1 protein-coding gene is annotated in these 385 nt (G+C 35.8%); it reads right to left on the bottom strand.

Translation table 11 applies throughout. The features are described 5' to 3' along the window. Positions 1–235: hypothetical protein (locus tag EKM80_RS14515; RefSeq protein ID WP_125554383.1), on the bottom strand; the 235-nt coding region annotated here is incomplete at its 3' end. Between the last annotated feature and the right edge of the window lie 150 nt (positions 236–385).

Genomic DNA, 385 nt, shown 5'->3' with positions numbered 1-385 from the left:
CGTTAACATAGTCAGCAAATGTTTTTAAAAGTTCTTCGGTTTGTTCGACCGAGAGGTTATTAGCTTGAAAGTACTTTTCTAATAAAGCCCCTTTTTGAATTAATCGGCGAGAACGGGCTTTGCGGGCTTGCCGATTTTCATAGTATTTAGATTGTCGTAATTTAAAATCTTCCCGATCAATTTTTTGTTTTAAACGCGCTTGCTGCTCGACTAGTTTTTCATATTGATTAGGCATGGAATTTCCCCATCTCGTATGGCTAATGATCTACGGAATTTACCTTTAAAAATTCAGAAAATTGCTTGGCTAAAAGCTTAATCTGATCGTTAGACAAATTAGCATAATCTAAATTGGCTTGACTGATGATTTGTTTACCTAGCCGTTGTT

The organism is Loigolactobacillus jiayinensis (assembly GCF_003946445.1).
GTDB classification, from domain to species: domain Bacteria; phylum Bacillota; class Bacilli; order Lactobacillales; family Lactobacillaceae; genus Loigolactobacillus; species Loigolactobacillus jiayinensis.
Note: the sequence above shows the minus strand (reverse complement) of the source record. Positions and strands in the feature narration are given on the sequence as shown.